At 31.2% G+C, this 26,485-nt stretch carries 23 protein-coding genes; 18 read left to right on the top strand and 5 right to left on the bottom strand.

All coding sequences use genetic code 11. The annotated features are described in order from the left end of the window. Positions 1–159: 159 nt before the first annotated feature. Positions 160–972, top strand: a complete 813-nt coding sequence (gene proC / locus CA_RS16745; RefSeq protein ID WP_010966526.1) for a pyrroline-5-carboxylate reductase — start codon at positions 160–162, stop codon at positions 970–972. 37 nt (positions 973–1,009) lie between these two features. Here the strand turns inward: proC and CA_RS16740 are convergent, their stop codons facing one another. After that, entirely contained in the window at positions 1,010–2,512 is a 1,503-nt protein-coding gene (locus CA_RS16740; RefSeq protein ID WP_010966525.1) for a response regulator, read from the bottom strand. Positions 2,513–2,750: 238 nt separating this feature from the next. Here CA_RS16740 and murI point away from each other — a divergent pair, with 238 nt between their 5' ends. From murI to CA_RS16700, 8 genes are all read left to right on the top strand, one after another. Further along, the gene (gene murI, locus CA_RS16735) at positions 2,751–3,521 is read left to right on the top strand and encodes a glutamate racemase (RefSeq protein WP_010966524.1); all 771 of its coding nucleotides are present in this window, start codon (positions 2,751–2,753) and stop codon (positions 3,519–3,521) included. Between the two features lie 114 nt (positions 3,522–3,635). After that, a complete protein-coding gene (locus tag CA_RS16730; RefSeq protein WP_010966523.1) occupies positions 3,636–4,088 on the top strand; it encodes a hypothetical protein in 453 nt (150 codons plus the stop codon). Positions 4,089–4,128: 40 nt separating this feature from the next. Next, complete coding sequence (locus CA_RS16725) at positions 4,129–4,512, top strand: DUF3783 domain-containing protein (RefSeq protein WP_010966522.1); 384 nt, start codon at positions 4,129–4,131, stop codon at positions 4,510–4,512. 85 nt (positions 4,513–4,597) lie between these two features. Next, positions 4,598–5,266: a LexA family transcriptional regulator gene (locus CA_RS16720; protein ID WP_014519046.1), complete on the top strand. Its 669-nt coding sequence runs from the start codon at positions 4,598–4,600 to the stop codon at positions 5,264–5,266. A gap of 139 nt (positions 5,267–5,405) precedes the next feature. Continuing rightward, on the top strand, positions 5,406–5,957 hold the full coding sequence (locus tag CA_RS16715; RefSeq protein WP_010966520.1) for a hypothetical protein: 552 nt from the start codon (positions 5,406–5,408) through the stop codon (positions 5,955–5,957). Positions 5,958–6,024: 67 nt separating this feature from the next. Further along, positions 6,025–9,525, top strand: coding sequence for a S8 family peptidase (locus tag CA_RS16710; protein ID WP_338121644.1), 3,501 nt, complete (start codon positions 6,025–6,027; stop codon positions 9,523–9,525). 62 nt (positions 9,526–9,587) lie between these two features. Then, on the top strand, positions 9,588–10,901 hold the full coding sequence (locus tag CA_RS16705; protein ID WP_010966518.1) for a peptidoglycan-binding domain-containing protein: 1,314 nt from the start codon (positions 9,588–9,590) through the stop codon (positions 10,899–10,901). Between the two features lie 104 nt (positions 10,902–11,005). Continuing rightward, on the top strand, positions 11,006–12,805 hold the full coding sequence (locus CA_RS16700) for a heme NO-binding domain-containing protein (protein WP_010966517.1): 1,800 nt from the start codon (positions 11,006–11,008) through the stop codon (positions 12,803–12,805). A gap of 93 nt (positions 12,806–12,898) precedes the next feature. Here CA_RS16700 and CA_RS16695 read toward each other — a convergent pair whose 3' ends face one another. After that, a complete protein-coding gene (locus CA_RS16695) occupies positions 12,899–13,795 on the bottom strand; it encodes a radical SAM protein (protein ID WP_010966516.1) in 897 nt (298 codons plus the stop codon). Between the two features lie 18 nt (positions 13,796–13,813). Next, on the bottom strand, positions 13,814–14,848 hold the full coding sequence (locus CA_RS16690) for a YkvI family membrane protein (RefSeq protein ID WP_014519045.1): 1,035 nt from the start codon (positions 14,846–14,848) through the stop codon (positions 13,814–13,816). 169 nt (positions 14,849–15,017) lie between these two features. Here CA_RS16690 and CA_RS16685 point away from each other — a divergent pair, with 169 nt between their 5' ends. The 9 genes from CA_RS16685 to CA_RS16640 all read left to right on the top strand — a co-directional run bounded on the left by CA_RS16685 (position 15,018) and on the right by CA_RS16640 (position 24,230). Next, positions 15,018–16,109, top strand: a complete 1,092-nt coding sequence (locus tag CA_RS16685) for a hypothetical protein (RefSeq protein ID WP_010966514.1) — start codon at positions 15,018–15,020, stop codon at positions 16,107–16,109. A gap of 73 nt (positions 16,110–16,182) precedes the next feature. Beyond that, positions 16,183–16,635, top strand: a complete 453-nt coding sequence (locus CA_RS16680; protein WP_013913609.1) for a MarR family winged helix-turn-helix transcriptional regulator — start codon at positions 16,183–16,185, stop codon at positions 16,633–16,635. 58 nt (positions 16,636–16,693) lie between these two features. After that, on the top strand, positions 16,694–17,668 hold the full coding sequence (locus CA_RS16675) for a TIGR01212 family radical SAM protein (protein ID WP_010966513.1): 975 nt from the start codon (positions 16,694–16,696) through the stop codon (positions 17,666–17,668). Between the two features lie 79 nt (positions 17,669–17,747). Beyond that, a complete protein-coding gene (locus CA_RS16670; protein WP_010966512.1) occupies positions 17,748–18,857 on the top strand; it encodes an ABC transporter ATP-binding protein in 1,110 nt (369 codons plus the stop codon). A gap of 13 nt (positions 18,858–18,870) precedes the next feature. Further along, on the top strand, positions 18,871–19,809 hold the full coding sequence (locus CA_RS16665; protein WP_010966511.1) for a PucR family transcriptional regulator: 939 nt from the start codon (positions 18,871–18,873) through the stop codon (positions 19,807–19,809). Positions 19,810–20,095: 286 nt separating this feature from the next. Then, positions 20,096–21,439, top strand: coding sequence for a TcaA 3rd/4th domain-containing protein (locus CA_RS16655; protein WP_010966510.1), 1,344 nt, complete (start codon positions 20,096–20,098; stop codon positions 21,437–21,439). 33 nt (positions 21,440–21,472) lie between these two features. Next, entirely contained in the window at positions 21,473–22,885 is a 1,413-nt protein-coding gene (locus CA_RS16650) for a zinc ribbon domain-containing protein (RefSeq protein WP_010966509.1), read from the top strand. A gap of 133 nt (positions 22,886–23,018) precedes the next feature. Beyond that, complete coding sequence (locus CA_RS16645) at positions 23,019–23,726, top strand: 2-phosphosulfolactate phosphatase family protein (RefSeq protein ID WP_010966508.1); 708 nt, start codon at positions 23,019–23,021, stop codon at positions 23,724–23,726. Positions 23,727–23,792: 66 nt separating this feature from the next. Then, positions 23,793–24,230 carry a hypothetical protein gene (locus CA_RS16640; protein ID WP_010966507.1) on the top strand — a complete coding sequence of 146 codons (438 nt, stop codon included), beginning with the start codon at positions 23,793–23,795 and terminating at the stop codon, positions 24,228–24,230. A 74-nt stretch (positions 24,231–24,304) separates the two neighbouring features. On the opposite strand, the gene CA_RS16635 is transcribed toward CA_RS16640, so the two are convergent. Next, positions 24,305–24,952, bottom strand: a complete 648-nt coding sequence (locus CA_RS16635; protein WP_010966506.1) for an HAD family hydrolase — start codon at positions 24,950–24,952, stop codon at positions 24,305–24,307. 153 nt (positions 24,953–25,105) lie between these two features. Continuing rightward, complete coding sequence (locus CA_RS16630; protein ID WP_010966505.1) at positions 25,106–26,458, bottom strand: [Fe-Fe] hydrogenase large subunit C-terminal domain-containing protein; 1,353 nt, start codon at positions 26,456–26,458, stop codon at positions 25,106–25,108. Between the last annotated feature and the right edge of the window lie 27 nt (positions 26,459–26,485).

Genomic DNA, 26,485 nt, shown 5'->3' with positions numbered 1-26,485 from the left:
TAATAATAATATTTAAGATTGATTATTCAATATTTTAAGTAACGCAGCCTCCTTTATAAATTATTAGCTGATAAAAAGATTTTATTGTATAATAAAAAATATACATTTATTCATAAGATTATATCATAAAAAATCGTTTGTTTTCAAGGAGTGAAGAAGATGGATAGCAAAGTTGGATTTATTGGCTGCGGGAATATGGCACAGGCAATAATAAAGGGAATGGTTAAGGCAAAGGTAGTACCAAATGAAAATATAATTGTAAGTAATCCTTCTAATGAAAAGCTAGAGAAGATTAGTAAAGAATGCGGAGTTTTAACTACAAATGACAACAAGCAGGTTGCATTAAAGGCAGATATTATTGTATTATCTGTTAAACCTAATAAATACGAAAAGGTTATAAGTGAAATCAAGGATTTAGTACAACAAAGTGTTATAATAGTTGCAATAGCAGCGGGGGTTTCAATAGAGAAAACAAGAATTATGTTTAAAAATAGCAATATAAGAGTAGTAAGGGCTATGCCAAATACTCCAGCGCTTGTAGGAGAGGCTATGACAGCTATATCACCATGTGAGGAAATAGACAAAGGTGAACTAAAAAATGTAACGGAGATATTTGAGTCATTTGGAAAATGTGAAGTTGTAGATGAAGCTTTAATGAATGCAGTAACAGGGGTAAGTGGTTCATCACCTGCTTATGTGTATATGTTTGTAGAAGCTATGGCAGATGCTGCTGTTTTGAACGGAATGACTAGGGAAAAAGCATATAAGTTTGCAGCTCAATCAGTACTTGGAGCAGCTAAAATGATTCTTGAAACAGGAGAACATCCTGGTAAACTTAAGGATGATGTATGTTCACCTTCTGGAACTACCATTGAAGCAGTATACGCACTTGAAAAAAGTGGATTTAGAGCTTCGGTAATTGCAGCAGTTGATGCATGCATAAAAAAATCAAAGCTAATGTCATCAAAATAGGAAAGGTGCTCTAGTGTTTAGCTAGGGCACCTTTAACTTAGTCCGAAAAAGTTCTTCTTATTGTTAATATCTTATCTAAGTTCTCAAAAAATATTTCAATTAATTTTGGATCAAATTGACGTCCTTTTTCCCTCCTAAAATGTAACAGTATCTTATTTAAGCTCCAAGCGTCTTTGTATACACGTTTTGTTCCAAGAGCATCGAAAACGTCTGCTATGCTAGTTATGCGACCATATATATGTATGTCGTTACCGCTAAGACCATAGGGGTAACCCGTTCCATCGAACCTTTCGTGATGCTCAAGAGCTATTATTGCTGCACTTTTCATTAATTTTCTATTTGATGATTTTAGCATATCATAACCTATTTTAGAATGTGTTTTCATTACCTCAAATTCTTCATTTGTAAGTGAAGCTGGTTTATTAAGTATTGAGTCTGGAATTGCTAATTTTCCAACATCGTGCATAGGTGAAGCAAGCTTTATAATTTCCGCTTCTCTTTGGGTTAAACCGTATCTTAAAGCTAATAAGTTTGAATATTCAGCAACTCTTTTTACATGATGACCTGTTTCATGAGAACGAACTTCAGATATTTCACCAAGTGTAAATATTATTTCTTTCTGCGTGGATTCTAGTTCGTGATTAAGGCATACATTATCAAAAGCAATATTCATATTTTTACAAAATAAGTCTATTATGGTTACAGAAGACTTAGGAAGCTTTTTTAGTTTTTCAAAATAAATTAGCATTTGATAATCAGAATTATTGTTAAAGTATAGTATGAAATGATCACGGGAATATTTATTTTTCTTTGCGGAAACCACAGTTTTAAATTCTTTCATAGTTTTTGTAGAAATTACATCAAATACATTTTCATTAATATGGGAACTGAAACGGCCCCTACCAAGAAGTATGTAAAAATGATTTCCTTTTTTAGAAGCAACGAAACAGGAAGTACTCAAAAAAGGAAGATTACTTCCAGATTTAATTATTAAAGATAGTTGATTTAACATTCCAACAGCAAATTTATGAAGGGAGTGAATTTCAAAAATATTAGAAGAAGACTTTATTACTTGTTCCAATCCTTTCTTGCCTTTTTCGGAGGCTTCAATATTTTCGAAAGCTTTTAGAGAGGCAAATATTGAAGATAGAGTCATACTGCTATCCAAATTATTATAAATAAATTGATTTATTTCATATTTCATAATTATTTTATCTGGAGTGTATTTACCAGAAAAATTATTTCTTAGGATTACTTGGAGACTTTTGTTTTTTAGTACATCACGTATGTAGGTTACTATAAACAACTCATTGTTTACGGATCTTAGATTTATTGTGTTCTCTGAATCTATAAATAGAAGTGCTGTATCTGAATTATTAACCACAATTGTCTTACATTCTTCTACTGAATAAGCATGCAGTATGTTTATTGATGCATTTTCAAACTTAGCTGAATGTATAATTTCAGACAAAAAATCGTGAATTTGTTTATTTTTGCTTAAAAGTATTATTTTAAACACGGATTGTTCTAAATACAACATAGCATCCTCCATATATTTAAATATATGTATATTATAGAATAAAAAGCAATAAAATAAAATACTATACATTAAATATTATTATCTGTGAAGTTGAAAGTGCTTTGCTATAGAAATTATATGTATTTATGATATTATAATATATAGATGTAATATAGATAAATTAGGTAGGCTATTAAACATTGGTTACCTATAACTAGATTATGCTAAATTTTAATAGATATGCTTCAGAGGTGATATTGTGAGTGTGAAAAATAACCCTATAGGTGTTATTGATTCTGGTGTTGGAGGTATAAGTGTTTTAAAAGAGGCAGTAAAACAATTGCCATACGAAAATTTTATATATTATGGAGATTCAAAGAATGCACCATATGGAATAAAAAGTGTGGACGAGGTAAGAAACCTAACCTTCAATGTTGTTGAGAAACTTCTTAAATTAAATATAAAAGCGCTTGTCGTAGCATGTAATACAGCCACTAGCGCAGCAATAGATGAACTTAGAGAGAAATATAAGAACATACCCGTAATTGGTATAGAACCTGCACTAAAACCCGCAGTAGAATTAAAAAGAAGGGGTAAAATAATAATAATGGCTACGCCTATGACCCTTTCAGAAGTTAAGTTCAAAAATCTTATGGAGAAATATGAGAAGGATTCAGAAATAGTTAAGCTTCCTTGTCCTGGATTGGTAGAACTTATAGAAGATGGAATAGTTGAAGGGGAAAAGATGCAGGAGTACTTAAGAAATAAGTTTAAGGATTATGAAAAAGATGATATTGCAGCTTTTGTACTTGGATGTACACATTATCCTTTTGTAAAGAAGGAAATTGCAAGTATTGCAAGGGATGTTCCAATAATTGATGGTAGTCAAGGAACAGTTATGCAGCTAAAAAGAAAACTTGATAAATATGATATTTTAAATATTGGCAGTGAAAAAGGAAAAATTAAAATAATGAATTCTTTAAAAGATGATAAAATACTAGATCTAAGCCATAGACTCTTAGATTTATAAAAGTACCATATTTAATGCTTCATTTTATTTCACATAATGTATTCTTATGAATAAATTAATAGTGGACTTACTAAAGGAGTACGTATCTAAAAACTAGTGAAATAAGGTGATGAAGTGAAAGTTTTTACTTTGAAAAAGATAGATGAAAATGATTCTAAGATAATTCAGGGAGAGCTTTTACGTAGACATGTAAAATATTCATGGAACAAGCCTGCCAATTGTATAACTATTGCTAATCATGGCAATAGTGGTAATATATATATTATTTATGGTATTAAGCTTAATTTATATGATAAAATAAAATCAGTAGATATCTTTGTAGGGGATGATACCTGCAGAGTTTGCAGCAATAGAGAAAGTATTTTTAATTTAGACTACGCATCTCAAAGTGATATGGATGCATTCCTTCAAATAAAGGAAACCGTCAGCGGTAAAGATGGAATTTTTAATGTTTTAGGAGAAGATGCCTTTATAATTTTACCTGGAGGGTGTATAATCATAAAATTTAATGAAGATGTGCTTTCTCTGGAAATAGATATGAAATTTAAAAAAGAACCTATAGATTGATATCTTAAAAAGTAAAGACTTATGTAAGGAAGGTAATAAAATGAAAAGCAATGGCAGAATGTTTATATATGGTTTTGATGAAGAAGAAATAGAAGGATTAAAAAAGATAGTAACAGAAAACAAGCTTCCAGGATTCTCTAAGATAGATAAGAATATGAGCAAAATGAAAATAAGAGATCTGATAAAAGGAGTCAATGTTTTAACATATGATGAAGAATTACCAGATTGCAGGCTTGTTTTATTTAACAAATTTGTGGATAAGGAAATAGAAACAGCTATAAAAGCTATAAGAACTATAAGCAAGAGTTCACCAATATTTGCTACAGTAACGCCTACATCTATGAATTGGACTTTAAAGAGCCTATTAGATGAGTTAAATAAAGAGCGTGAGTGGTATATTAAAAATGGATATAAAAATGCTTAATTATAACAAATGAAATTGAAAAGTGGCAGATAAAACAAAGGTTTATATCTGTCACTTATCTAAAATTAAAGGGATGGTATTATTTATGAATAGAGCAGGAGAAAAAGTAAAAAAAATAAGAGAGGATGCAAAGCTTTCACAGAAGCAATTTGCTAAGAAGCTTGGAGTAGCTGAGAAGTTTATAAATGAGATTGAATGTGGAAGGAAGGTTGTAACAGAAAGTCTCATACATAGAATTAAAAAGCTATACGGAAAAGATATAAATGATATAAATATGTCAGCAGATGAAGAGGAAGAGGTTAGAGAGACTAACTATCAATTTAAAAGTCAAGCGAAGAAAAAGGAAACAAATGAGGTTTGGACAGATGCTTTAAGTTCTATTTTAAAGAGTGTTCCTGTATACGACTACTCCTTTAAAAAGGTTATTGATAAAAGGTCACTTCCTGTAATTGCTAACAAGATTGAAGGCTTTAATCAAGATAAGGTTTTCTTTATAAAGATAGAGAATAATGACATGACGGGATTTAGAATAATGAAGGACGATGTAGCTTTTGGTCATATGACCTCGGAAATAGAAAATAATGCTATTTGTCTTATTGAATACAATGACCTTAGAGTTTTAAGACAAATAAAAAGATTAGATAATAATAAACTGCTTCTTATAAGTAACAATGGAAACTTGATGACACAGACGGTTCAAACAAATGAAATTAAAATAATAGGAAGAATAAATAAAGTAGAATTCTGTATATAACAAAAAATGGGCATTAGCTAATAAAAATAGCTAATGCCCATTTTTATTTTCATAATACCTATAAAAATTTTAAAATATGAAAATATTAAAGGTGTAAGAATAAATTCTATGATAAAAGTTGTATAAAAGGAGAATAATTATGAATGGTAATTTTAAGAACAGAAGATTTATGTATAGCATAGGTTCAGTAATATTAATAGTTTTAGTTGCAGCTGTAGGATTTATGAAAATGGATTTATACAAGGATAATAGTTTTAATGTATCACAAGCACAATCGTTACAAGTAGCACATGAAATTACTAAAATGAATATTACAACAGTAAAGAAGAATGATGCTTATGACAAATCAAATTTTTATGTTAGTAAAGCTTTAGGTATAGTTATTACATTTCCACAGGATTGGAGTGGAAAGTATTCTGTATCAGAGAGTTTCAATCGATTAGATATTAATTTTAAGGGACAAAAGGGCTCAGGATTACTTTTAATCATCTGTAGAAATTCTCCAGATTTCAAGAGTCAGTGTTGGGATACTATAGATGGAAAAAATGTGATTAATGTTGGAGGCAATGAATACTTTGTTGGAGGACCTACTGGTTTAACCATTGCAGAAACTGATCCTAATTTTAAAGATTTCATGAAAATGCATTCAGAATTGCCACAGGTTGTGAATTCTATAAGAGTGTTTAAATGATTTAAAAAGCCGAAAAGATTATAAGCTTTTCGGCACCTTTTTATGTTAATAGGCATATACTTTATAGATATACTTTTTTGGGGGTATTTTTACGAGTAAGAATGATGCATTTCTAGACTTATTTTATAATGTTCCGGAAAACGTAAAAAATAAGTTATTAACACTTAAGAACATTAATGGTGCCCAAAACATTGAGGTTGTTATTAAATTTGTGGATAATCCGGCCAATTTAAAAAGTTCTGTGGATAATTTAGGAGGAAGCTTTGAGGATTTAGGCTTTGGTTTTGGAATTGTAACTATTCCTATAAGTAATCTTAATAGACTAAATGAGATAACTCAAATTGAGTATGTAGAGCTGCCTAAAAATCTATATGCTGATTTTATGCCTGCAAATACGGCTAGTTGCGTAGAAAGTGCTTGGAATGTTTATAACCTTACAGGTAAAGGAGTGCTTGTTGGATTTATAGATTCAGGAATAGATTATACGCATCCTACATTTATGAATAAGGATGGTACGAGTAGAATCTTATATATATACGATTTAAGCATGGGCGGAAAGGTTTGGAATAATAATGATATAAATAGGGCTATTAAATCAAATAATCCAGCTTCAATAGTTCCAGAAAGAGATCAATTAGGACATGGAACACATGTAGCGGGAATAGCTTGCGGTGGAGGAAATATAGATAGAAGATATTTTGGACCTGCTTATGAAAGTAATATAGCTATGGTGAAAATGACTGGAGAGGGTAAGACAGCCTATGGAAAAAGTACACAGCTTATGCGTGGAGTAAAATTTCTAGTGGATAGAGCAAACTCTATGAATATGCCGCTTGTAATAAATTTAAGTTTTAGCACTAATGATGGTGCCCACGACGGAACAAGTCTTCTTGAACAATATATAGAAAATATATGTTTACTTGAGAAAATAAGTTTTGTGATTTCGGCAGGAAATGAAGGAGATATGGGACATCATGTAGGAGGGGTACTTAGGGAAAGTCAAACTATATCTATGAATATAGCCGAAGGAGAGAGAAGTATAATTCTTCAGCTTTATAAAAGTTTTACACAGGACATAGCTGTGGAAGTTAAAAATCCAGCAAATGTATCCACAGGAGTAATTAACATAAAAGAAGGTTACAACGAAGGGCGTATACAAAATGACAGATATTTTATATATTACAGTGGCCCTAAACCTTTTAGTTTGAATGGAGAAATTTTAATAAATTTGGTATCAGATAATGAGATACTCACTACAGGTACATGGATGATAACAATAACTAAAAGATCTAAAACCGTTGGGAATTATGATATTTGGATGCCTGTAACGGAAGGACTAAATCCAAAAACAAGATTTTTAAGACCTAATGTATATGATACTTTAGGAATACCAGGAACTGTAAGAGATGCTGTAACAGTTGGGAGTTATAATTATTTAACTGGTGCAATATCAAGCTTTTCTGGAAGAGGAAGAGAAACAGGAAATCCTATAAAACCTGATGTTATAGCACCAGGAGAAAATATAGAATCTTCAACTCCTGGAGGAGGCTATGATGCTCTTTCAGGAACTTCTATGGCGTCTCCTACTGTATCAGGAATTTGTGCTCTTTTAATGCAATGGGGTATAGTTCTTAAAAAAGATATATATTTATATGGAGACAGATTAAAGTACTATTTACTTAATGGAGCAAAGAAAGATAGGGAGGACATTACGTATCCAAACCCATCTTTTGGCTATGGTGCAGTATGCATTAGTAATGCACTTAATCTAGCTGTAACTCGTGGAGAAAAAGAATTAAGGCAAACAATAAAGACATGTGCAAATGTGTATTTAAGACCAGATTATTTAAATATTACGGTAGAAGCAGATAGTGATATTATGCAAAAAATGTCAAAGATTGATTATGCCTGTGCATTTCCAATAGGCGATAATTATTATGTTGTAAGTGTGCAGGAAAACAGAATAGATGAACTTTTAAGGGCTATTCCCGAAATTTTATATTATGAGATTCCAGCTTTGTACAGCTTGTGTGCTTTATCTCCTTTGGATACTGCAAATATAAATAAATTTCATGATAATCCTTACCTAACACTTACAGGAAAAGGTGTTATTGCAGGAATTATAGATACAGGAATGGACTATATGAGTAGTGAATTTATGTATGAGGATAATACAACTAGGATTATGACTGTGTGGGATCAAACGGCAACAAATGACACTAACAATACTAATGTAAACTATGGAAGAGAATACTCCGCTGCGGATATAAATGCGGCAATTGCACTTAAGAAAAATAACGGAGATCCTTATAGTAAGGTGAATTTTAAAGATGAAAACAGTCATGGCACAAAGCTTGCTGGAATAATAGGGGGAAGAGGCAAATATGTTGGGGCAGCTCCAGATTGTAGCTTTGCTGTAGTTAAGCTTATTCCACCCAAAAGAGTTACTCTTGAGAGAAATGGAGTTTCAAATCCTAAATGTCCTGTATATGCTAGTAGCTCTATAATTCAGGGCATAAAGTATTTATATGATTATGCTCATAAGGTAAATATGCCTATTGTTATTTATATACCACTTGGAACTAATGAAGGAGGACATGACGGTAATACTCTTATAGAGAGATATATAGATCAAATTTCAAGAGTAAGAGGAGTTGCAGTGGTATGTGGAGCTGGAAATGAAGGGGATACGAACACTCATACCTCAGGAACTCTAAGAAATACTAATGATGTAAATGTTATCGAGGTTAAATCAGGGCAAAACCAAAAGAATCTTCCCATTAATATATGGATTAACAGTCCTGATAGGGTTTCAATAAGTATAACTTCACCATCAGGTGAGATTGTGGAAAAGATTCCACCTAAGTATAAAGGACCAAGTGTAACTAGGCTTGTGTATGAAGGGAGTACAGTTACAGTAGAATACCATTTTCCAGAAGCTTTAACGGGAGATGAGCTTATAAGAGTATATATACAAGATATAAAGCCGGGAATATGGAAATTAAATCTAACAGGTGAGTATGTACAGAATGGTCAATATAATGCATGGCTTCCTCAGAAGGTGCTTTTAGAGGAAGGAACAGAATTTCTAAATCCATCTCAGTATATAACCTTAACGGTACCGTCAACCAGTCAGAGCGTAATAGCCTGTAGTTATTATAATCAGGATAATAATACCTTAATGTCTTCTTCAGGAAGAGGATATACGAGAGATAATAGGATATCACCAATAATTGCGGCTGGTGGATACATGGTGCCAACAGTTGATGGTGATGGTCAGCCAGTAACGCTTACAGGAAGTAGTCCTGCTGCAGCGGTACTTGCAGGAGCAGTTATTTTAATGCTTCAGTGGGGAATAGTTGATGGAAATGATAGAACATTATATTCAACAAAAATAAAGACTTATTTAATAAGAGGCGCAAATAGAAGAGAAGGGGAAGTTTACCCAAATCGTGAAACTGGTTATGGCTTGTTAGATTTAAGTGGAGTTTTTGAAAGGATGAGGAGTAAAAGAAGAGGGGTGTTTGTAAGAATACCTAAAGAAATCAGAAAGTTTTTTATAAAGTAGTAATAAAAGTATAGTAGATGAATATTAAATATAATGAATAGTTTTTATAAGGATGGATTATTATGGCTAAGGGTAGATTGCAAGTTCAAGTATTTCGAGGAGATAATTATACACCAGTAAGTAAGTCAAAGGTTACAATAACACCTACTACTGGAACCTCAACAAAGAATATAGAGCTTAATACAGACAGCTCAGGACTTACACAAGAAATTGAATTAGATACACCACCAATAGAATATTCGATGCGTCCAACGGATCAAATTCCATATGGACTTTATGACATAAGAATTGATGCTGCAAATTTAAATTCACAGCTGATAAAAGGGTGTCAGGTTATGCCAGACAGAGTAGCACTTCAAAATGCTAATTTGACTGGTACAGCCCAAAGACAACAAATAATAATTGAAATACAACCTAATGTACAAGTGGGAAAATATCCACCAAAAATACCAGAGGCTCCAGAAAAACCAGCACCATCGGGACCAAGTGGCTTTGTTGTACTTCCAGAACCAGAAGTACCTCAATATATTGTTGTGCATGCAGGTCCACCAGATTCATCTGCACCAAATTATACTGTAAGGTTTATAGATTATATAAAAAATGTATGTTCCTCTGAGATATTTTCAACCTGGTCAGATAGTACAATAAGAGCTAATGCTTTATGTATAATATCCTTTGTGTTGAATAGAGTTTACACTGAATGGTACAGGGGTAAGGGAAAGGATTTTACAATAACAAACTCAACAGCCTTTGATCAGGCCTTCAGTTTTGGAAGAAATATATATAAAAATATAAGTAATATAGTAGATGATATATTTACAACTTATATTAAGCTTCCAGGAAGGAAACAACCACTATTAACACAATTTTGTGATGGAAAGAATGTACAATGTCCTGGATGGCTTACACAGTGGGGAAGTAAGTATTTAGGTGATCAAGGAAAGACTGCTCCACAAATAATAAGAAGTTTTTATGGTTCCGAAGTTCAATTTGCTACAGCTCAAAAGGTGCAAGGTATACCTATGTCTTATCCAGGTTATGCGTTAAGAGTTGGATCTACGGGAATTCCTGTTAGAACTATACAGACTTATTTGAATAGAATCTCAAATAATTACTCTGCTATTCCTAAGGTTGCTGTTACAAGTACCTTTGGCACTGAAACTAGAAACTCAGTTCAAGCATTTCAAAGGATATTTAATATTCCAGTTACAGGTGTTGTAGATTATGGTACATGGTATAGAATCTCGGATATATATGTTGCAGTAACTAAAATAGCAGAACTTAGAGGAGAAGACTTTGAAGAGGAAGGAATCTTTTATCCACCAATAGCATACCCAGATAGACCTGTTCCTTATATAGATTATCCACAGCTGTAAATAATAATCATTATTTCTTACAAAAGAATACTTAACAAAAACCATTGCATGCTGTATAATATTATCATAGAAACTTAAGTTTTCTATGAAGGGAGAATGAGAAGATGAAGGGAACAGTAGTAGGAACATGGGTAAAAACCTGCAAAAGATTATATGGTGAAACTGTAGTAGAAAATGCACTTGAAAAAGTTGGCTTTGAAAGAAAAAAGATATTTTCTCCATTTGAAGATGTTGAAGATAGCAAAGTAAATAATTTTATTGAAGATATATCAAAGAAGGTTAATGAGGAGAAAAGCATAATATGGGAAAAGATAGGTGAGGATAATGTAATTGCCTTTCACAAAGATTTTCCCGCTTTCTTTGAACATGAAAATTTATATTCCTTTTTTAAATCTATGTTTGATGTGCACGTGGTTATGACTAAAAAGTTTCCAGGAGCTAAGCCACCTCTTATATTGATAAAACCAATATCTAAGAGAGAAGCAATCTTTACATATAGGTCTAAAAGAGGAATGTTTGATTACTTAAAAGGACTTATAAAAGGTAGTGCTAATCATTTTAATGAGAAAATTGAAATTGAAGAGGTAGAAAAAACAAAAGAAAGTGTTGTTCTTAAATTTACCTTCGATAAGGACATATATTATAAGAAATCCTTTAAAATAAACAAATTATTATCACTTGGATTTATAAAAAGCATTCCTGTTAAGATATCAATGTTTACGCTTGTAATTGGAATAATAACTTTTTTACCTATATTAGGATTAGATAATGTTGTGAAAGCATTGGTGTGTTCAGTAATAGAAGCTTTAGCAGCACTTATAGTATCAACATTTTTAATGGGACCTTTAAGGATCATAAAAGAAGAGATAAATAATTTAAGGCAGCACGAGTTTTCAGTTGATGGAGATATAGAAACCTCCGATTTTTGGGAGGATATATATTCAGAACTTAAGGAATATAGTAAGGAAATGACTAAGGATTTTGTAGGCTTTAAAGGACTTACTGATGAAATGAACACATTTGTTGAAAGTATAAATACTATAACAAAAGCTATGGATAGTACTTCAAGAGAGATATCAGAGGTAGTTGAGCAGGTTGCAGATGGTGCTGTAAGTCAAGCTGATAACACTCAAACAAGCGTAGCTGTACTCAATGACAATATAAATGGATTAAAAAGAGTGGTAGATGTTGAGAATCAAAACAAGGTTCAACTAGAAAAGACTATAGGAAAGATAGACAAGAGCTATGAAAGTGTTGATGCTACAAGTAAAAACATCACAAGAAGTATTGATGAATTTAAAATAGTTAAGGATAAGGGACAAGAACTTTCAAATAAGGCTAAGGATATAACGAGTATAGTTTCAATAGTTTCTGAAATATCTGATCAAACTAATTTACTAGCTTTAAATGCGTCAATAGAGGCAGCTCGTGCGGGAGAAGCAGGACGAGGTTTCTCAGTGGTAGCAGAAGAAGTAAGAGAACTGGCAGAGCAGACTAAAGGAGCAGTGCAAAACATTAATAGTAACCTTGAACAGTTTGTAGTAAATATAAATGAGCTTGTTAGCAGAATTGAAACACAATATGGAGTGCTCGAAGGTGAAATATCAACGCTTAAAAATGTAAGAGAATTGAGCAAGGACGCAAATGTATCAGCTAAAGAAGTATCCAACGCGATGATAAGTACAGTTACAGAGTTAAATAAAGAAGCTGAGTCAATATCTCAAATTTACGATAAGATGGAGACACTTGCATCAATAGCAGAAGAAAATTCCGCTTCATCAGAAGAAGTAAGTGCTAGTGTAACAACTTACGCAGCAGAAATAGCAAAATTAACAAATAAGATAGGGGAATTTAAAGAGATAGCAGAGAACTTCAGAAATGATTTGAAGAGATATAAAATTTAGGGCATTTCAGTGAGTTATATGATATTTGAACTTAAAGCTGTGAAAAGTATATAAAAAAACAGGAGAAGTTAGATTAAACCTTCTCCTGTTTTTTTAGCAATTTCTCAAATCAAATTCAGGTATAAAGCTTTCGGAATTTGTTCCAGTATCCTGTATAAAGCCATTTTCTATGCCTATAGACAGGCAATAATCTATAAGGGCATCATAATGTTTTGGGTGTAAAGGTTTATTAATTTCTGGGTAATTTTCAGCTTTAAAGGTAGGAGTGTACTGATTCATAATGCTAACATAAACTGAATTTCCAAAAGTATTGTATATAAAATCCATTACCTTTTTAGAATCAAATAATAGTCCCGGCAGCATTAGATGTCTTATTATAACTCCTTTTTTTATTAAACCATTTTCATCAAATACAGGCGTGCCTACTTGATTAAACATTTCTTGTATAGCGTTAGAGGCTACATTAAAGTAGTTTGGAGCCTTTGAGTATTTAATGGCGTATTTATCATTAAAATATTTCAAATCCGGCAGATATACATCTATGTATCCATCAAGAAGCTTTATAGTTTCTCTATTAACATAACCATTTGAATTATATAAAATAGGTAGAGTAAGTCCTTTTGATTTAGCCATTTTTATAGCCTCTATTATCTGAGGTACATAATGAGTTGGCGTTACGAGATTAATGTTGTGTGCACCTCGATTTTGCTGTTCTAAGAAAATATCACTTAAGCGTTCTATTGAAACTTCTTTTCCTGTTCCCTCAGAGCTAATCTCATGATTTTGGCAAAACACACATCTTAGTGTACAGTTAGAAAAGAACACCGTACCAGAACCATTTTTACCGGATATGCAAGGCTCTTCCCAGGCGTGAAGAGAAACTCTTGCAATTTTAACCTTGTCACTTGATAAACAAAAACCTTTTTTATTTTCTAATCTATTAACGCCGCATTTTCTAGCGCACAGCGTACAATTCTTTAGTGAATCCATTTATAAAAACACTTCCCTCTAATGTTTTATATAGAAATAAATACATTGTACCATAAATATTATACCTATACATCCGAAGGCTGGGTATAAGACTGTTATTAAATTTTTAAAACCTATTTGAGATACAGGCAAAACAATTACTAGAATTATAGCTGTAGATTTTATATAAGAAAAATTAAATAAACTTTCTAGAGTTTTAGCTATACTGTAGATATCAGATACCTCTGTAGATAGCATTTCACACCAAATTATTACAAGCAGTAGTAGCTGAATTATCTTGCTAAAACTGCTAGCTACATAAAGAAGTGGTATTTCATATTTAAATATATATGGAATATTTGCAATCAGTAAATAATTTATCATAGAGGAGATTGCTGTTAGTATTATTGATCCTAGGCAAACACCTAAAAAGAGATTTTTAAGACTAAAATCTCTCTCAGAGCTAAGAGGAACAAGAACACCAGAACAGCATAGTATGTTAAAACCTCCATATAATAAACTTGATAATAGCCAAGAACCCTTTTTTAAAGGAAGAGGGTTGTACAAAAAGCCCTTTGAAGTAAAAAAATACAAACAAAAGATAGTTACTATTACCGTTATCAATAGTGGTACTATAAAAGAATTGACCTTAATTAAGCCTTCTGTATTCTTTAAAGTTATTACTATTGATATAATCAGCATAAATATAATTCCAACCCATTTTGGAATGTTAAAGTATTCATTAAGAAGAGAACCACTACCAGCGAGTATTATGGAGCAGCTCATTACCATAAAGAAACTTGTGAGAAGATTTATTATCTTTCCAAGTATCCCAGGACTTACGACGGATATTATGTCGTTATAGGAATGAAGATTGAATTTCTTGCCTAGTGTTAATATTACAAATCCAACCATTATGTATATTACAGTGCATAAGGCTAAGCCGAAAAAACTGTTGTAGCCATAAGAAGCGAAAAACTGAAATATTTCCTGTCCTGAAGCTAAACCCGCACCAACTATGGTGCCTATAAATACATTTGCAATAATTAATATCGTTTTAAAATTTTTTATCATAAAAATCCCCCATATCATTAAGTAACCTAAGTTATTTTATGAGTTAGCTTATTATTATATATATAATTAAAAATTTTTTATTATAGTACTTTTTATCAAAAAACAATGACTATGTTTGAGAAAATTGAGCAAACTATAATGAGGAAATGACATATTGGGGGAATTATTTATGAAAAGATTCTTCAGTTATATTTGTATTTTATTAATTGTATTTACCAGTACTAGTTGTACAAAAAATGAGAAATTAACCAACATAAATGAATTTCAGATGAACAAGGCAATAGCAACTGTTAATAAGTATATGACAGCATACACGAATAATGATTTTTCAAAAATGCAGCAGCTATACGGTAAAAGTCTTAAAAAGGAAGCTAGCGGTTCGCAGCAATCTGCTCTTAAAATAACCTCTTATAAAATAATGGATACTACAGAAATGGGAACAACTGCAAATATAAGAGTTAATGTGATTAGATCAGATCAAAATTCACCCTACACAAGTATTGATACGGATATTTTTAAGATAAAAAAGAGCAAGGGTAAATATTTGATAGAAAAAATATCTAGTACTAGTGATAAAGAAGTATTTCAATATAAAAGAAATTTGATGGTTAAAATTAAAGATGAGGCAAAAAGCAATATATTAATAAATTTAGTGGGAGTGCCAGAATACTATTTTTCTAAAGGTGATCCATTAAAAATAGACAAAATTAAGGTATCAAAGGATGGATTCAGTTTTTTAAGTGCTTCTAATGATGGAAATATGGCTATTATATCTACAGCTGGAGCTAACCCGCTTATTGGTGTATGTGAAATACAAGATCTTGAGCAGCAAGGTGGTGGAAATGGTGGAAATGGCCAAAATGCTTCCCAAAGTCAAAGTGATCAAAGCTTAAGTGATGAGAGTCAGCCTTTTCAAGTAGCTGCAAAATCAATTAAAGTTATAGATGTATACAAAAATGCTCAGGTTAAAGATATAGCTTATTCTAATGATGATGGAATTATTGCCGTTCAATGTCTTGAAAACAATAGTATGAGAATAAAAATGTATGAAGCTCAATCAGGAGATTTGGTATCCAAACAAGTAGATAAAAAGTTTCCAGCTGATAAGTTCGATTTAACACTTGTAAAGTTTGATGAGAAATATTTAATTTTTGATAGTAAGCCTAGAAATGCTAATGAACCTAAATCTAAGGATAAGGCAGGACAGTGGAGAGTGAATTTAAAAACTTATAAGGTAAGTAAGGCTAAAGGAAAAAGTTGACGGAAAATATAATAGACTATAAAATAAATCGTGTAACGAAAATATCGTTACACGATTTATTTTGGAGGAAAATATGAATAAGAAACAAAAAATTGAAGATATTATAAAATGCAGAAAACAAATAGATTTATTAATACGTGAAAAATATTATAAGTTATCTAAAAAATATGATTTAAGCCTGGAGCAATTTCAGCTTCTTATAGAAATAAATGAGCTTATAGTTGATATAGCACCTACTGTTGGTGAGATAGCAAAGAATATAAATAACTCTCCAAACACAGTTTCCGAAAGAATAACTAGACTTGAGAATAAAGGACTTGTAGAAAAAATAAGAGATAAAAATGATAGAAGAATAAGCAGAGTTTTTTTGACAGAGAGCGGAAAAAAGCTTATAGAAGATATGGACAAGGAATCCAGTGGAACATTTTTATTTGATTTTTTACATGGTATGAAAGAAGAGGACATAAATAATCTTTTAAAATGTTTAAAGGGTTTAGTAGAAAAGATGAGCAAAAGTAAATTATAGTGAAACAATACTAATATAGGTACATATAAGGTAAAGCTGAAGAAATAAAGGGTGAGGTGTGATAAAGGTGAAGGAAGATAAAAATGAACAAGTAAAGAAAAGATGGGGAGATAAGCCCTATTACAGTTTAAATTATTTTTTAAGAGAAAAATTTCAGGATAAGGTATTTAAGATATCTTTAGATGCAGGATTTTCTTGCCCTAATAGAGATGGCACTATAAGTAGAGGTGGCTGCATGTTTTGCAGTGAAAGGGGATCTGGAGATTTTGCGGGTAATAGAAAGTTTTCCATATCAACGCAATTTGAGGATATAAAGGATATGATGAAAAACAAGTGGAAGAATGGTAAGTACATAGCCTATTTTCAGGCATACACAAATACCTATGCCCCAATTAAGGTGCTTAGAGAAAAATATAGTGAGGCAATAAGTAAGGATGGAGTTGTTGGCCTTGCAATTGCAACTAGGCCAGATTGTTTGAGTGAAGAGGTTTTAGATTTAATACAGGAATTTAGCAAAAGAATTTATGTTTGGGTGGAACTTGGGCTTCAGACAGCTAATGATAAAGTAGCGAAAGTAATAAATAGAGGATATGATACTATCGTATTTGATGATGCTGTAAAAAAACTTCGAGAGAGAAAAATAGATGTGGTGGTTCATACTATATTTGGATTGCCAGGAGAAAAACCAAAGGATATGCTTTCAACCATAGATTATGTAGCGCATAAAGAGGTTCAAGGGATAAAGATACACTTACTTCACTTAATGAGGGGAACTCCATTAGTGGAACTTTATAATAATGGACAATTAACTTTCATGAGTGAGGAGGAGTATGTAGAAACTGTTTGCAGAGCTATAACTATGCTTCCTCAAAATATTGTAATACATAGGCTTACAGGTGATGCACCTAGGGACTTACTTATTGAACCTAAATGGAGTCTTAAGAAGTGGGAAGTTCTTAATTCTATAGATAATAGTATGAGGAAAAATAATCTATATCAAGGTTTGTATTTTTCTACAAATAAGTGGATATAAATTTGTGAAATTCATGCATGGATAAACATATCTTTATAAACTACAATGTAAGTATAATACAAAACTAGGGGGAGTTAGTATGGCAGATTTATCTTTAAAGCACATTTATAAAGTTTATGATGGTAATGTTACTGCGGTTAAGGATTTCAATCTTGACGTTGCGGATAAGGAATTTATTGTATTTGTAGGACCTTCCGGTTGTGGTAAGTCAACTACGCTTAGGATGATAGCAGGACTTGAAGAGATAACTAAGGGAGAACTAACAATAGGTGGAAGAGTAGTTAATGATGTTTCCCCAAAGGATAGAGATATTGCTATGGTGTTCCAAAACTATGCTTTATATCCTCACATGACTGTTTATGAAAATATGGCTTTTGGGCTAAAACTAAGAAAAACACCCAAAGATGTTATAGATGAGAAAGTTAAAAAAGCAGCAGAGATTTTAGATATAGCACACCTTCTCGATAGAAAACCGAAGGCACTATCAGGAGGACAAAGACAGAGAGTTGCTATGGGAAGAGCGATAGTAAGGGAACCTAAGGTATTTCTTATGGATGAACCTCTATCAAATTTGGATGCAAAACTTAGAGTTCAAATGAGAACTGAAATAGCCAAGCTTCACAAGGATCTACAAAATACATTTATATATGTTACTCATGATCAGACAGAGGCTATGACTTTAGGAACTAGAATAGTAGTTATGAAGGATGGAGTTATTCAGCAGGTTGATACTCCACAAAATATATATGAAAAGCCAAAGAATATGTTTGTTGCAGGTTTTATTGGAAGTCCTCAAATGAATTTTGTTGATTCTAAGGTGACTGAAGATAGCGGAAAAATTATGGTATCAGTTGAAGGACAAGAAATTCCTGTTTCAGGTGATATCAGTAAAATACTTAAAGAAAATGGTTATATTAATAAAGAAGTTATTTTAGGTATAAGGCCTGAAAATATGGATGAAAGTCCTGAATTTCTTCAAAAGCATAAGGACGCAATAATCAATGCAAAAGTAGAGGTTACTGAACTTATGGGTGCTGAAACATATATACATCTTGCAAAGGGCAAGGCTAATTTTATAGTGAGGGTTAATGGTGCATCTACTTCAAAAGCAGGAGACGAAATTAAAATTGGAATAAATATTAACAAACTTCATGTGTTTGATAAAGAAACGGAAGAAACTATATTATAATTAAGAGGTGAATATGAAAGAGTTAAATACATTTCTTAATGAACTGGAAAATAGGTCTGGTATAGAATTTGAAATATCAACCGAGGATGGGAGCTTAATATATAAAAGCAATTCTTATGTTGAGAGCCATAGCAATGTGTACTATCCATTGAACTTAGGTTATGATAGATTTGTTTTAAGGTTAGATAAAAGCTTTAAGGCATGTGTGAAATTACTTATGTATTCAATAGAAAATAAATACAATGAGATATGTTCAAGGAGATACAAAAATATTCAAAAGCTTCTTGAAGAAGAAGACCTAGAGCAGAATAAAATACTGAATAATATGTTTGTTGGTAGCCCAGTGCTTTTTATTGTAAGGTTAAACTCAAATGTATATGATGGACTTAATATAGTAAATCAAATGTACACTAGTAGTGATATTATAACTATGGTATATAAATCAGATATTATAATTATTGGAGACTTTGAAGATGTATATGACCATGCTGTTAGTATGAGAGAGGCAATTATATCAAACTTATTTTGCAAGTGTGTTGTAAGTTTTAGCGAAATTTCAAAAGATAATTTTAATTTGAAGCAGGCTTATGATAATGCAATAGAGGCATTAGTTTTATTTAGAAGGTTTTCCCTTAAGGAAGAGGTTATTGATTATAATAAACTTTTTCTAGAGAGAATGGCCTATTATATGGACAATAATTTAAAGAAAAAAATAATGTATAAGTTTAAGGATAAATTCGATGAGCTTGACTCAGAAATGCTAAATACAATTGATGAATTTGTTAAAAATGGACTTAATATAAGCAATACTGCTAAAAGACTATTTATTCACAGGAACACGCTTATATATAGGATTGATAAATTAAAGAAAGAAACGGGTTTTGATATAAAAAACTTTAAAGAGGCTGCTGTGTTTGTAATTTCATTTTTAATATGGAAGGAAAATAAATAAAAAAGGCTTTACATTTGTAATGGAAAATTCAAATGTAAAGTCTTTTTTATGGTAACTCAAGGAACAATATTCCTAAAATTACATTAGTTTATTTTACTACATTAAAAAAATATAGTAAAATGTAGAAGATAATTAATAATATCGCAAGTTTAACGATATATATTGGCACTTTAGATAATAATTGGTGCTCTGGAAGGAAGGTAAGTATGAAACTCTGTGCTAATTGTAGTAATGAATTAGAAGATAATAAAAATTTTTGCTTTAATTGTAGAACTGAGGTGATTATATGAGTGGAAAGGATAAGGAAGAGGATTCTATGCAAAAAGAAAGTACTAATTTCAATTCCCAAGGCAATAGGCTTTTAAATAATATCTTAAATCAAAGGAAACTAAACTTCTCAAAAAAAAGTAAACTAGTAATAACGGGACTTATAATAGGTTTAATATTAATTATTCTACACAGCTTATTTTCAAAAATGCAATCTAACCCAGCTACAGCAGTAGAATCACTCAAAACAGCAATCAGTAGAGATGATAGAAGTGAAGTGAAAAATTTAATAAAATCTTCAAATAAGTCACAACACATTAATGAAGATGATATAGAGATTCTTATACAGTATCTTAAAAATCATCATGATTATTCAAAAGGATTATTTAAAGAGTTAAGTAGTCAGGCAGATAAATTAGCAAGTGATTCAGATGCACATTTAAGCTCGAAATACTTTATGAATTTAAAACCAGCAGAAAAGAAGTATGGGATATTTCCTGATTATAAAATATTAGTAAAACCAGCGTATATAACAATTAAAAGCAAAGTTAAGGGTACTAATATTTATATTAATAATAAACAAGTTGGAACAAGTACAAGTGATGATTTTACACACACATATGGACCGTACATGCCTGGAATTTATACGGTAAAGGAATCTTACAGAGGAAATTATGCTAAGGTAGATAAAGTTGTTAAGGTTGATACAACGAAAAACACCGAAGTAAAGAATATTGATTCTGTGAAATATGTTAATGTTACTAGTGAAAATGAGGATGCAGAAGTTTTTATAGATAATAAAAATATAGGCAAAAAAATTAAAGACGTTAAAACTTTAGGACCTATCACTAATAATACAAAGATATATGCTGTTGCAGTTATAAATGGTAAGCAGTATAAGAGTGAAGAAAAGGAGATAGGCGGTGAGTATAATAAAGAGGAGACTCCTAAGCTTTATTTAGATTTTCCTACATACCCAGGAGTACCAAATCCTAATGGGGGACAAGTACAACAGCTTATCAAAAACTATTTAGTCTTCAAATGTGTTGCTGTAAATACTGGTAACTTGGGTGCTATGAATTCTTATATATATCCAGGAAGTGAACTTTCTGATGAAGTAAAGGCTTTAGTAAAAAAGTATCAAAGTAAAGATGAAAAGATAACAACTAAAAGCTGTAATATTACTGGATGTAAGTTCAATCAGGATGGTAAGAGTGGTGTTGTAAATACAGAGGAGGTTTATAATGTGGATAAGTATGGCGTACAGTCAACAAAAGAATATAATTGTTCATATAGTTTTAAATTTAATGGTAAAACAAATACATATCTAGTATATAAACTGTTAGAAAGTGTAAGTAGGTAGTTTTTATAATATATTATTGGAGGAAATATAGTTATGAGATTTTGCACTAAATGTGGTCATAAGTTAGAAGACGAATACAAGGTCTGTCCCAAATGTGGAAGTAGTGTCACAGATAAAAAAAGTCAAGCTTCAGCTTTAAATAAAATCAAAGCTGAAGAAAGCAAGGTTGAGACAATATCACCTGTAAGGAAGAGTATATCAAAAAAAATGATTATAGCAATAGCTTCGGTAGCTGTAGTAGTGATTTTTGTTGGAGTATTTATTTATTTTGGGAAAACTCAATCCAATCCATCGAAAGTAGTAAAAAATTTTGAAGAAGCAGTAGCAAAGAAAGATAAAGCTAAGATAGAAAAATTAGTAGAGTATTCAAATAATAATGCCAAAATGGATGATGCAAGTGCAAATATACTTATTAAATATTTTAATAGCAATAAGTCATATTCAGATAGTGTCTTAAGTGAATTAAATGATGAAGCAGATACGATAAATGCAGACAGCCCTTCACTTACATCAAATTCATATGCCTTTAGGATGGAACGTGAAGGAAATAAGTATTTATTTTTTCCTAATTATAAAATAATAGTAAAGCCAGCCTATGTAACAGTTAAGACAAAATTTAAGGGAACAAATATTTACTTGAACAACGAAAAGATTGGTACCGTAACAAAAGATAATGATAATAAACAATACGGGCCTTTTCTGCCAGGTAAATATACCATAAAAGCAGTGTATAAGGGCAAATATGCAAGCCCAACTGATTCTAAAAATGTTAATACGCTAAAAACTAAAAATAATAAAATTTCAATTGTACTGCTTAAGGATTTAAAATACGTTAAAATTGACAGTGATGAAAAAGATGCAGAAATATTTATAGGTGATAAGGACACAGGAAAAAAGATAAAAGATATTAAAACTATTGGACCTGTTGATAAGAAAACAAGTATATACGGAACTATTAAAAAAGATGGAAAAATAATAAAAAGTGATATTCAAAAGTTAGAGTATTCTTATGATATAAATGGGCCACAAGTATACTTAGATTTCTTTAATTCAAAATATAAACCGGATTCTAATGAGTGGAAGATTAAACAGTTGCTTCAGGATTATACTCTTTACTTTGGAGAAGCTGTAAATGACAATAATATGTCGCTTATACAAAAGTATCTCTACCCAGATAGCGACCTTTATAAACAGCAAGAGGCATATATAAAAGATGCTTATAGTAAAAAAATAGTAGAGATGAATCAGCAGTGTAATATTGTTTCATGTGATTTTAGTAGTGATAGTAAATCAGGTACGGTAGTTACACATGAAGTGTATGACATAGATAGTGATAATGGTGAGACTTATGTTACATCTAAAAAGGAATTTAACTATAAATATACCTTTAAATATAATGATGCAGTAGGAGCTTACCAGCTAGCAAGTGTTGAAAATGTCAAATAATTAATTATGAATCTCCATAAAGATGATTACAAAGAAAAATTTCATCTTTATGGAGAATTTTTTGTTAAATTATTTATTAAAATATTTAGATAATGGTAAAATATTTTTATAAAGATTATAAGGAGTGGGTAGCTTGAAAATAGATTTGATTATATCTGCTGATGATATAAAAGAAGAAAAGGTAAAAAATAAAACTGCTGTTGTAATAGATATGCTTAGGGCAACCTCTGTTATTACAACTGCTTTAAACAATGGCTGCAAAAGAGTGGTACCAGTACTTACAGTTGAAGAGGCTTTAAAAAAGGTAAAAGAATACGGTAAAGATGCTATTTTAGGAGGAGAGAGAAAAGGCCTTAAAATAGAGGGCTTTGATTTTTCTAATTCTCCTATGGAATATACCGAAGATGTTGTAAAAGGTAAAACTTTAATTATGACAACAACAAATGGAACCAGGGCCATAAAGGGATCAGAAACAGCAAGGGATATACTTATAGGGTCTGTTCTTAATGGAGAAGCAGTAGCAGAAAAAATAGTAGAGCTTAATAATGATGTGGTAATAGTTAATGCAGGAACCTATGGAGAATTTTCAATTGATGATTTTATTTGTAGCGGATATATAATAAATTGTGTAATGGATAGAATGAAAAAGCTAGAGCTTACAGATGCAGCAACCACGGCTCAATATGTTTATAAAACTAATGAGGATATAAAAGGATTTGTAAAATATGCAAAACATTATAAGAGAATAATGGAACTAGGATTAAAAAAAGACTTTGAATATTGTTGTAAAAAGGATATTGTAAAATTAGTACCTCAGTACACTAATGGAGAAATTTTATAAGCAGTAAATAATTATAGATACTAGTACATATTATATAGTGAATAGATGTTTTGAGAGGTATTGCCTTTGATTATACTTGTAGTGCTCATATTTTTTGGCGTTTGTATATATTTTGCAGTTGATCTTATAAAAAAAGAGGAAGAACAAAAAAGACACATAATGGTTTTAACAAGACAAAATAATAAAATGAAAAAAGCTTTAAAAGGTTATTCAGATAAAAAAGAAGAAAGGTTTAATAATTCTGTTGTTATAAAGTATATACCTGTTAAGAGTAAAAATGGAGTGGTTAGTAAAAATACTAAGCTTTATATTGCACCTGTATATGATTCTTATATATTAACGAATGTACAAAGCGGAACCAATATAAAAATAATTGATAGTGGACAGATTGAGAATAATTTATGGTACGAGGTAATGATCAATTTGAATATTGATACTAATAATAAGGGATGGATACCTAGTTCAGATTTGATTTTAGAAGAAGATATTATTGAACCTAAATAGAATATTTACAAGTAAAAAATAACTTTTAGAGAACCAATGTTAATTTTATTGGTTCTCTAATTTGTATTGAAGAATTACGCAATGATTTCATCATAAGATACAATGAATTTATCTGCTTTATCCTTTATATCAACTAAGCTTTTAATGGAAGATTCATCATGTACAGCGACAACGGTCATTCCAGCTTTTTTGGCTGACAATATAGCAGGCAAAATATCTTCAAAAACTATGCATTCATGGGGTGATACGCCTAATCTCTTAGCGGCAAGTAGGTAAACATCTGGAAAGTTTTTATCTTTATCAACTTCATCGGTAGTTGTAATTGAGTCAAATAAATCATATATTCCTAGAGGCTTTAGTGCTGCTTCAACTAAAAGATTACAATTACTTGTTGCTAAACCTAACTTTATGTTTTTATTTTTTAAATATAGTAAATATTCCTTAGCATAAGGCTTTAATTTTATATCATCTGCATAATGTTTGTATGCCATCTGAGTCCAATCATCAGTTATCTCTTCAATTGATTCCTTAAGGTTAAATCTTTCTTTAAAATATCTAGCTGTAGCATGAAAACCTAAGTGTTCAATTGCAGCTTTTAAATCATCAGGAAATGATATATTTTTTTTCTTTAAATACTCCACATCGATTGATTGCCAAATCCACATAGAATCTACAAGTGTACCATCCATGTCGAAAATGGCTGCTTTAATTTTACCAGTCATATGCAATCACCTCACAATTATAGGAAATTGAAAGTAAAACCTAGTTAATACATTTAAAAGTTTCAAATCTAAGTATAGGTTAAACTGAGTTTCCATTACGTTATATATTAAGTATAACATGAAAACTAAGCCTTATCGACTGATAAATTTATATTAAAATCTTCTTTCAAAAATATCTACTTTAGATTTATCTCCGAAATCTTCTATTGAGTTAATTCCTATTCGACTTAAAATATCCTTCATTCGTTCACTATCAACAGATATTTTAATTTCAGAACTTTCTGCTGTTTTATTTACACTTTCACGTCCCTGATCTTTGTGAACTATAGCTTTTGGACCACCAACGCAGCCACCAACACAGCCCATACCTTCTAAAAAATTTGCACCTATATTACCAGCCTGCGTTTTATTAAGTATATCCTTACAATCCTTAACACCATCTACTTTTGTGGATTTAAATAAATGATGTTTGTTAGGGAAAATTCTTTTTACAGCTTCATCTACAGAGGTAGATACTCCACCTGTGCGACCATAAAGTCTGCCCTCTCTTGAGGCATAACTCTTTGTATGTGTTTCTGGCAGCTTTTCTGGATCTATATCTAGTACATCAAATATACCTTTTAACTCTTCGAAGGTAAGCACGAAATCTATTGCATCACTTATATCTTGACTTCTAGATTCGGCTTTTTTAGCAATACAAGGACCTATAAAAACCACCTTGCAATTTGGATTTAGTTTTTTTATAACTCTTCCAGAGGCAATCATAGGAGAGACCGAAGGTGAAACGTGTCTAGCTAAATCCTTGTATATTTTTCGTATCATGGAAACCCACATTGGGCAACAACAAGAGGTTATCATTAAATCATCCTTTGAATTTACTAGTTCATTAAATTCAAAAGCTTCCTTTATAGTAAGCATATCTGCAAAAAAAGCCACTTCTACCATATCTGCAAATCCAACCTTTTTAAAAGCAGTTCTAAGCATTTCAAGTGAAACATTTTCTCCAAACTGACCAGCTATGGCAGGTGCTACAGCAGCTATTACTGTCTCATTATTTTTAAATAGATTTAATAGAGGCATAAATTCAATTTTATCCAATATTGATCCAGAAGGACATGAAGTTATACAGTTGCCGCAATCTGTGCATAAATCTTTCTGTATGTGTGAAGTCTTAGTGTTTTTATCTACCAGTATAGCATCAAATGGACATGATTTTTGGCAGGGAGTTTCTCCTTCGTTGCTGTGACAAGAAGAATCGCATTCTTTGATTTTTTCTACTATGTTATCAGTACATTTATAATTTGAGATTGCTTTTTTTAATTCACTTATGTAAGTTTCAGTATCTTTAAATTCAACACTAACGCCACATAAGGATGATATTACTTTTGAGAGCTCTTTTTTATCTACCTCTTCATCTGAAAGGATGTGATATACAAAAGAATCAAAAGTATCGTTGTAATAGGAATCTACGAGTGATTTGAAAAGTTCTATATACTTGTTATTCATATAAAAACCCCCTTAAAATCATGATAT

The organism is Clostridium acetobutylicum ATCC 824, from assembly GCF_000008765.1.
Taxonomy (GTDB): Bacteria; Bacillota; Clostridia; order Clostridiales; family Clostridiaceae; genus Clostridium_S; species Clostridium_S acetobutylicum.
This window is presented reverse-complemented; position numbering and strand designations above follow the sequence as displayed.